Raw genomic sequence first — 7,146 nt, forward strand, 5'->3', positions numbered from 1 at the left:
GCGCGGCGAACGTTTGCCCCGGTCGCCGCGACCCCCGCGCGGCGGTGATGAAAAACTTGTCGCATGACCGCCGCACCGAGCCCGACCGACCCCGCCGTTCCCGACGACGCCGAGGACGCCTTCGCCTTCGCCGATCTCGGGCTGCGCACCGAGTTGCTGGGCGCGCTGTCCGCGCTCGGGTACGAGGAACCGACGCCGATCCAGCGGGAGGCCATCCCCCCGTTGCTGGCCGGGCAGGACCTGCTGGGACAGGCGGCGACCGGTACGGGCAAGACCGCCGCGTTCGCGCTGCCGCTGCTGCAGCGGATGCCGGTGGGGCGGGCCGAGGGCGACCCGGTGTCGCTGGTGCTGGTGCCGACGCGGGAGCTGGCCGTGCAGGTCTCCGAGGCGTTCCACCGCTACGGCAAGGACCTGGGCGCCCGGGTGCTGCCGATCTACGGCGGGCAGCCGATCGGCCGGCAGCTGCGCGCGCTCGACCACGGGGTGGACGTGGTGGTGGCGACGCCGGGCCGGGCCCTGGACCACATCGCCCGGGGCACGCTGCGGCTCGGTGCGCTGAGCACGGTGGTGCTGGACGAGGCGGACGAGATGCTCGACATGGGCTTCGCCGAGGACATCGAGGCGATCCTGGAGCACGCCCCGGCGGGCCGGCAGACGGTGCTGTTCTCCGCCACCATGCCAGCCCGTATCGACGGGCTGGCCCGGCAGCACCTGACCGACCCGGTCCGCATCCGGATCGAGCGGGAGCGGCCGGTCGCCGGGGAGGCACCCCGGGTGCGGCAGAGCGCGTACATCGTGGCCCGGGCGCACAAGCCGGCCGCGCTGGGCCGGGTGCTGGACGTGGAGTCGCCCACCGCGGCGATCGTGTTCTGCCGCAGCCGCGAGGAGGTGGACCGGCTCACCGAGACGATGAACGGCCGGGGCTACCGGGCCGAGGCGCTGCACGGCGGGATGAGCCAGGAGCAGCGGGACCGGGTGATGGGCCGGCTGCGCGCCGGCACGGCGGACCTGCTGGTCGCCACCGACGTGGCCGCCCGAGGGCTGGACGTCGAGCAGCTCACCCACGTGGTCAACTACGACGTGCCGTCGGCCCCGGAGTCGTACGTGCACCGGATCGGCCGGGTGGGCCGGGCCGGGCGGGAGGGTGTGGCGATCACGCTCGCCGAGCCGCGTGAGCACCGGATGCTCAAGACCATCGAGCGGGTCACCGGGCAGCGGATCGCCATCGACAAGATCCCCACTGTCGCGGACATGCGGACCCGGCGGCTGGAGCTGACCCAGGGCGCGCTGCGGGAGAGCCTGCTGGAGGACGACCTCGACCCGTACCGGGCGATCGTGGAGTCGCTCACCGACGAGTTCGACCTGGTCGAGGTGGCGCTGGCGGCGGTGAAGCTGGCGCACGAGGCGACGTCGCCGGGCTCGGACGACGAGGAGGAGATCCCGCAGGTCCCGGTCCGGGGCCCGCGCGAGGGCCGGCCGGAGACCGGCGGGCGGGGCGAGCGCCGAGGGCCGGGGCGTCCGCGTACCGGCGGGACCACCCAGGTCTTCATCGGGCTGGGCCGCCGGGCCGGGGTGCGGCCGCAGGACCTGGTCGGCGCGATCACCGGGGAGACCCGGATCAACGGCCGGGACATCGGCTCGATCGAGATCGCCGACCGGTTCTCCCTGGTCGAGGTGCCGCAGGCGGTGGCCGACGAGATCATCGCGGGGCTGCGCGGCACCACCATCAAGGGCCGCAAGGCGACGGTACGCCGGGACCGGGACGGCGGCGAGTCCGACGGCCGGGAGCGTCCCTTCGACGCCTCCCGCCGCAGCCGCCGCTGAGGTGTCCACCGCAGCCGGTGACCGGCACCGCCGGAGAAGCCGCCGCCGGTGACGGTCACCGGCCGTTCCCACCCGCCATGCGGTTCGTCAGCCGCCCGACGACGGTACGCGACCACGGGCGGTACCTGGTGTTCTGGAACGCGGTCACGAGCCAGTCGTCCCCCTGGTGGACGAGGACGAACGTGACCGCCGAGAGCCGCTTCGCCGACGGCTCGGTACGGCCGCGCTGCCAGCGCATGATGATCCCGCCCAGCGCCCACACCACGGCGACGTCGGTGGCGACGTGCCGGATGCGCGGCTCTCGGACGGTCATGCGCGAGCCGCGCATGACGCCCCCGAACAGCGCCCGGTGACCGTCAGCGATCGCGCGCCGACCCGCCATCCGGGTGCCGTCGTAGGCCGTGTAGTCCGCGTCCTCGCTGAAGAGGGCCGCGTACCGGTCCGGGTCGCCCTCACCCCAGGCGTCGGCGACCCGGGCCAGGGCGCGGCGGACGCCGGCTTCCGTAGATTGATTCAGCATGCTAAACATTTTAGCGGACTGAAATGTTTTTGTCAGGCCCCGTCGCCGGAGGGGGCGGAGACTCGGGAGGTCTGCTCCTGGAGGATGACCACCACGTTGCGGACGAAGTGCTCGACGGTGGCGAGCTGCGCCTCGGTGTACCCGCGGGTCAGCTCCCTGATCGCCGCACCGAGTGGCGCGAAGACCGGGCCCATCTCGGCGTCGAGCCGCTCCACGTCGGCGACGACGAACGTCTTGCGCCGGTCCGTCGCGTCCGGGCTGCGCCGTGCGTACCCGGCGCGGGAAAGCCGGTCCACCAGCCCGGTGACCGCACCCGGCGTGAGCCCGAGCTGACGGGCGAGATCACCGGAGGTGAGCGGACCACGCCGGGCCAGCAGGTCGAGCGCCTTGTTCTCCGTGGCCGTCAGGCCACGCCGGGCGGCCACCGCCTCGTGGAACATCACCACGGCGGTGCTCAACTCCCGGCCCAGAAGATCGCCGAGGTCCGGAGTTTCGCTTCCCGGTGCATCCCCGTCAGTTGCTCTGCGCGCCACCTGACCAGCCCTCTCCGTGCGGCGTCCGTCGGTCCTGGCCGCACGCCGGCCAGTATGCCGGGCCGGGAACGGCTGTCGACGCTCCGACCGGCCGGGGTGCCGGACGGACCATCCGGTCGCGCCGTGGGGCGGGGGTCCGGCTGTCACCGGACCCCCGCCCCCGCTCAGGCCGCGGCGAGCGTCCCCGCCTCGATCTCGGCCGGGCGCAGCGCCAGCGCGAGCACGTCCGCCACGTCGGACAGGGTGTGCACGGTCAGCGCCTCCCGCACCTCGGCCGGCAGGTCGTCCAGGTCCGGCTCGTTGCGCTTCGGGATGATCACCTCGGTGAGACCGGCCCGGTGGGCGGCGAGCAGCTTCTGCTTCACCCCGCCGATCGGCAGCACCCGGCCGGAGAGCGTCACCTCGCCGGTCATCCCGAACTCGGGCCGCACCGGCCGCCCGGTCACCAGTGAGGCCAGCGCGGTCACCATGGTGATGCCGGCGCTCGGGCCGTCCTTCGGCACCGCGCCCGCCGGGACGTGCAGGTGGATCCGACGTCCGGCCAGCGCGTTCGGGTCCAGGCCGTAGCGCCGTCCGTTCGACCGCAGGTACGACCACGCGATGTGCGCGGACTCCTTCATCACGTCGCCGAGCTGGCCGGTCAGCGTCAGTCCCGGCTCACCCTCCATCGTGGTGGCCTCGATGAACAGCACGTCGCCACCGGCGCCGGTGACGGCCAGGCCGGTCGCCACGCCGGGCACGGCGGTGCGTTCGGCCGACTCCGGGGTGAACTTCGGCCGGCCCAGGTATCGGGCCAGGTTGCCGGCGTCCACGTGCACCGGCGCGGGGTCCGTGGCGAGCGCGACGGCCACCTTGCGCAGGATCTTCGCCAGGGCTCGTTCGAGCTGCCGGACGCCGGCCTCCCGGGTGTACTCGCCCGCGATCAGCGCCAGCGCCTCGTCGGCGACGCTCACCTCCTCGCCGGTCAGCCCGGCCCGCTCCCGCTGCCGGGGCAGCAGGTGGTCCCGGGCGATGGCGACCTTCTCGTCCTCGGTGTAGCCGTCCAGCGCGACCAGCTCCATCCGGTCCAGCAGCGGGCCCGGGATCGCCTCGACCACGTTGGCGGTGGCGAGGAACAGCACGTCGGACAGGTCGAGGTCGACCTCCAGGTAGTGGTCGCGGAACGTGTGGTTCTGCGCCGGGTCGAGCACCTCGAGCAGGGCCGCCGCCGGGTCGCCGGAGTAGCCGGCGGCCAGCTTGTCGACCTCGTCGAGCAGCACGACCGGGTTCATCGAGCCGGCCTCGCGCAGCGCCCGCACGATCCGGCCGGGCAGCGCGCCGACGTAGGTGCGCCGGTGGCCGCGGATCTCCGCCTCGTCCCGGACACCGCCGAGGGAGACGCGGACGAAGTTGCGGCCCAGCGCCCGGGCGACCGACTCGCCGAGGCTGGTCTTGCCGACACCGGGCGGGCCGGCCAGGGCCAGCACCGCGCCGGAGCCGCGTCCGCCGACGACGCCGAGGTTGCGCTCCGCGCGCCGGTTGCGCACCGCGAGGTACTCCAGGATGCGGTCCTTCACGTCGGCCAGGCCGGCGTGGTCGGCGTCGAGCACGTTCCGGGCCGCGGCCAGGTCGGTGTTGTCCTGGGTACGCGTGCTCCACGGCATCTCCAGCACGGTGTCCAGCCAGGTACGGATCCAGCCCGCCTCGGGCGAGGCGTCACTGGCCCGCTCCAGCTTGCCGACCTCACGAAGCGCCGCCTCGCGGACCTTGTCCGGCAGGTCGGCGGACTCCACCCGGGAGCGGTAGTCGGCGGAGCCGTCCGGCTCGTCCTCGCCGAGTTCCTTGCGGATCGCGGCGAGCTGCTGGCGGAGCAGGAACTCCCGCTGGGACTTCTCCAGCCCCTCGCGGACGTCGCTGTTGATCTGCTCGGTGACCTCCTGCTCGGCCAGGTGTTCCTTCACCCAGCCGACGAGCAGTTCCAGCCGGGCGGTGACGTCCGGCGCGGCGAGCAGTTCGGTCTTCTGGGTCAGGCTGAGCCAGGGCGCGTAGCCGGCCGAGTCGGCCAGCTCGGACAGGTCGGTCATCCGCTCCATCGCGTCGATCACCTGCCAGGCGCCGCGCTGTTGCAGCACCGAGCTCATGAGCGCGCGGTACTCGCGGGCGAGTTCCCGGGCGCGGCCCGCCGGTGCGGGTTCGTCGAGTGTGGTCGCCTCGACCCAGAGCGCGGCGCCGGGACCGGGCACGCCGGAGCCGATGCGGGCGCGGGTGAGACCGCGGACGACCGCCGCCGGTTCGCCGCTGGGCAGCCGGCCCACCTTCTCGATCGTGGCGACCACGCCGACGGAGCCGTACTCGCCGTCGATACGGGGTACGGCAAGGAGTTCCTTGTCGCCGGTGGCGCGGGCCGCGTCGACGGCGGCCTGGGTGGTCGGGTCGAGGGTCACCGGGATGACCATCCCGGGCAGCAGGACGGCGTCGGTCAGTGGGAGTACCGGAAGAGTTGCCATCGAACACCTGCCATCACGTTGGTTGAGCGTGTCTGGCTCAAGTAACAAAACGTGCCCCTTGTTCCGGGTTGTGACCCACGCCACGCCGAGCGCCCCGTTCCGGCGCTCCGCACCCAATGGCGGCACCGTTTACCGCGACCCGCCGAATGGAAACAGTCGGCTATTGTTGCGGGATTACCGCGCGGTAGGTCAAACTCTTAGCCACACCCCGCCCGACACAGGGAGTAATGGCGATGGCAAGGAAAGTAATCACCGTTCTGACCGACGACCTCGACGGTGGAAAGGCCGATCGGACCGTCGAGTTCAGCCTGGACGGCGTGGCGTACACGATCGACGTCTCCGACGAGAACGCGGGCGTCCTGCGCAAGGCCCTGGATCCGTACATCAGCGCTGGCAGGCGAATCGGCCGCGGAGCCGCCGAAGTCACCCGCGGCGCCCGTCGCACGACCCGGCCGAGCACCTCGGGAATGGACCGCGAGCAGAACCGCGCCATCCGGGAATGGGCCGCCAAGAACGGGTTCGAGATTTCCGAGCGCGGGCGCATCCCGGTGTCGGTGGTCGAGGCGTACAAGAACCGCTGACCGTCACCGGTTCACCGTCGGGCATCCCGGGGTCACGCTGAGAAATCGGCGTGGCCCGATCGGCATTCTCCGCACGGCGCTTTTCGTCCGGCGGATACCCACGGCACGAGATTTCCTCCGGGATCGTCTCCCACCGTTCCCGTACGCGGAAAGGCCGCGGCCGCCCGGAGGAGTCCCCCGGACGGCCGCGGCCGTCGCGTCGCTCAGTTGACCCGGATGCGCACCACGTCGATGGCGGGGGTCTGGTTCGCCCGCTCCATCATCGGGATGCGGTGCGAGCCGTCACCGGCCCAGACCGCGCACTGCGCCACGCCCGACTGCGCCAGGCCCGGGATCTGGATCAGCACGTCGTCCGGCTGGTTGCCGCCCCGGCCGTCCTCGGTGGCGACGAAGAACGCCGGCACGTCCTGCGGGTTCGGGGGCTGCCGGGTGCTGCCGAGCATCCGGCAGGCGGTGTGGAAGTGACCGCGTACCAGGCCCTGGCCGTTGAGCAGCGAGCTCTCCAGGTAGTAGCCGCCCTGACCGGCGGCGAGGAAGCGGTCCCGCACCAGGTTCTTGGTGGTGACCCGGAGCGTGAACGGCTGGTTGCGCCGCACCTGGTTCGGGAACTGCGTGATCAGCAGCGACGGGTTGTTCGCCGCGGCGCCCACCTCACCGAACGCGGTGCTCACGCACCGATTGCCGTTCTGGAAGCCGTCGTGGCCCTGAAGCCGGCTGCCGGAGCAGTCCTTGGCGAGCACGTTCAGGCCGTTGTTGCCGCCGTTGTTCTGGCCGCCGCCGTTGTTGTTCCCGCCGCCGTTGTTGTTCCCGCCGCCGTTGTTCCCGCCGTTCTGGCCTCCGTTGTTGCCGCCGTTCTGACCGCCGTTCTGGCCGCCGCCGTTCTGGCCGCCGCTTTGCGGCGTGTCGCTCACCGCGCACCGGGCGAACTGGTCCAGACCCTGCGGGCGCTGCGCGAACCGGCCGATGGCGGTGGCGATCCGGTTGAGCGCCGCCGTCCGCTTGTCCGCGAGCGGACCGAGGATCGCGTTGTTTATGAACTCACCGCCGTTGCGGCCCTCCGCCGCGAGCCGCCGGTTCGCCTCGCCGATCTGGCTCTCCAGCAGCGCCAGGGTGCGGTCCACCTCGGCACGGGCCTGGCCGGGCACCTGCGGCAGCCGGCCACGGACGTCCGGGCAGGCCACCGTCGGGGCGCCGGCGCCGGC

At 72.7% G+C, this 7,146-nt stretch carries 6 protein-coding genes; 2 read left to right on the top strand and 4 right to left on the bottom strand.

Annotated features, from left to right (window positions below; genetic code table 11):
• The first annotated feature begins 63 nt into the window (after positions 1-63).
• Entirely contained in the window at positions 64-1,824 is a 1,761-nt protein-coding gene (locus OC439_RS00810; protein WP_262011695.1) for a DEAD/DEAH box helicase, read from the top strand.
• A 55-nt stretch (positions 1,825-1,879) separates the two neighbouring features.
• Here OC439_RS00810 and OC439_RS00815 read toward each other — a convergent pair whose 3' ends face one another.
• The 3 genes from OC439_RS00815 to lon all read right to left on the bottom strand — a co-directional run bounded on the left by OC439_RS00815 (position 1,880) and on the right by lon (position 5,363).
• On the bottom strand, positions 1,880-2,344 hold the full coding sequence (locus tag OC439_RS00815; protein ID WP_262011696.1) for an SgcJ/EcaC family oxidoreductase: 465 nt from the start codon (positions 2,342-2,344) through the stop codon (positions 1,880-1,882).
• 32 nt (positions 2,345-2,376) lie between these two features.
• Positions 2,377-2,802 carry a MarR family winged helix-turn-helix transcriptional regulator gene (locus tag OC439_RS00820; RefSeq protein WP_262011697.1) on the bottom strand — a complete coding sequence of 142 codons (426 nt, stop codon included), beginning with the start codon at positions 2,800-2,802 and terminating at the stop codon, positions 2,377-2,379.
• Positions 2,803-3,041: 239 nt separating this feature from the next.
• Complete coding sequence (gene lon / locus OC439_RS00825) at positions 3,042-5,363, bottom strand: endopeptidase La (protein ID WP_262011698.1); 2,322 nt, start codon at positions 5,361-5,363, stop codon at positions 3,042-3,044.
• Positions 5,364-5,596: 233 nt separating this feature from the next.
• On the opposite strand from lon, the gene OC439_RS00830 reads away from it, so the two are divergent.
• Positions 5,597-5,944 (top strand): histone-like nucleoid-structuring protein Lsr2, encoded by a 348-nt coding sequence (locus tag OC439_RS00830; protein WP_262011993.1) that lies wholly within the window; start codon positions 5,597-5,599, stop codon positions 5,942-5,944.
• A 203-nt stretch (positions 5,945-6,147) separates the two neighbouring features.
• Here OC439_RS00830 and OC439_RS00835 read toward each other — a convergent pair.
• Positions 6,148-7,146, bottom strand: a 999-nt coding sequence (locus tag OC439_RS00835; protein ID WP_262011699.1) for a hypothetical protein, incomplete at its 5' end; no start/stop codon positions are given.

This window comes from Micromonospora sp. Mcm103 (genome assembly GCF_024519755.1).
GTDB classification, from domain to species: domain Bacteria; phylum Actinomycetota; class Actinomycetes; order Mycobacteriales; family Micromonosporaceae; genus Micromonospora; species Micromonospora aurantiaca.

Coding starts and splice junctions, on each gene's coding strand:
- OC439_RS00810 (WP_262011695.1), top strand. CDS start 64: ATGACCGCCGCACCGAGCCCGACCGACCCCGCCGTTCCCGACGACGCC.
- OC439_RS00815 (WP_262011696.1), bottom strand. CDS start 2,344: ATGCTGAATCAATCTACGGAAGCCGGCGTCCGCCGCGCCCTGGCCCGG.
- lon (WP_262011698.1), bottom strand. CDS start 5,363: ATGGCAACTCTTCCGGTACTCCCACTGACCGACGCCGTCCTGCTGCCC.
- OC439_RS00830 (WP_262011993.1), top strand. CDS start 5,597: ATGGCAAGGAAAGTAATCACCGTTCTGACCGACGACCTCGACGGTGGA.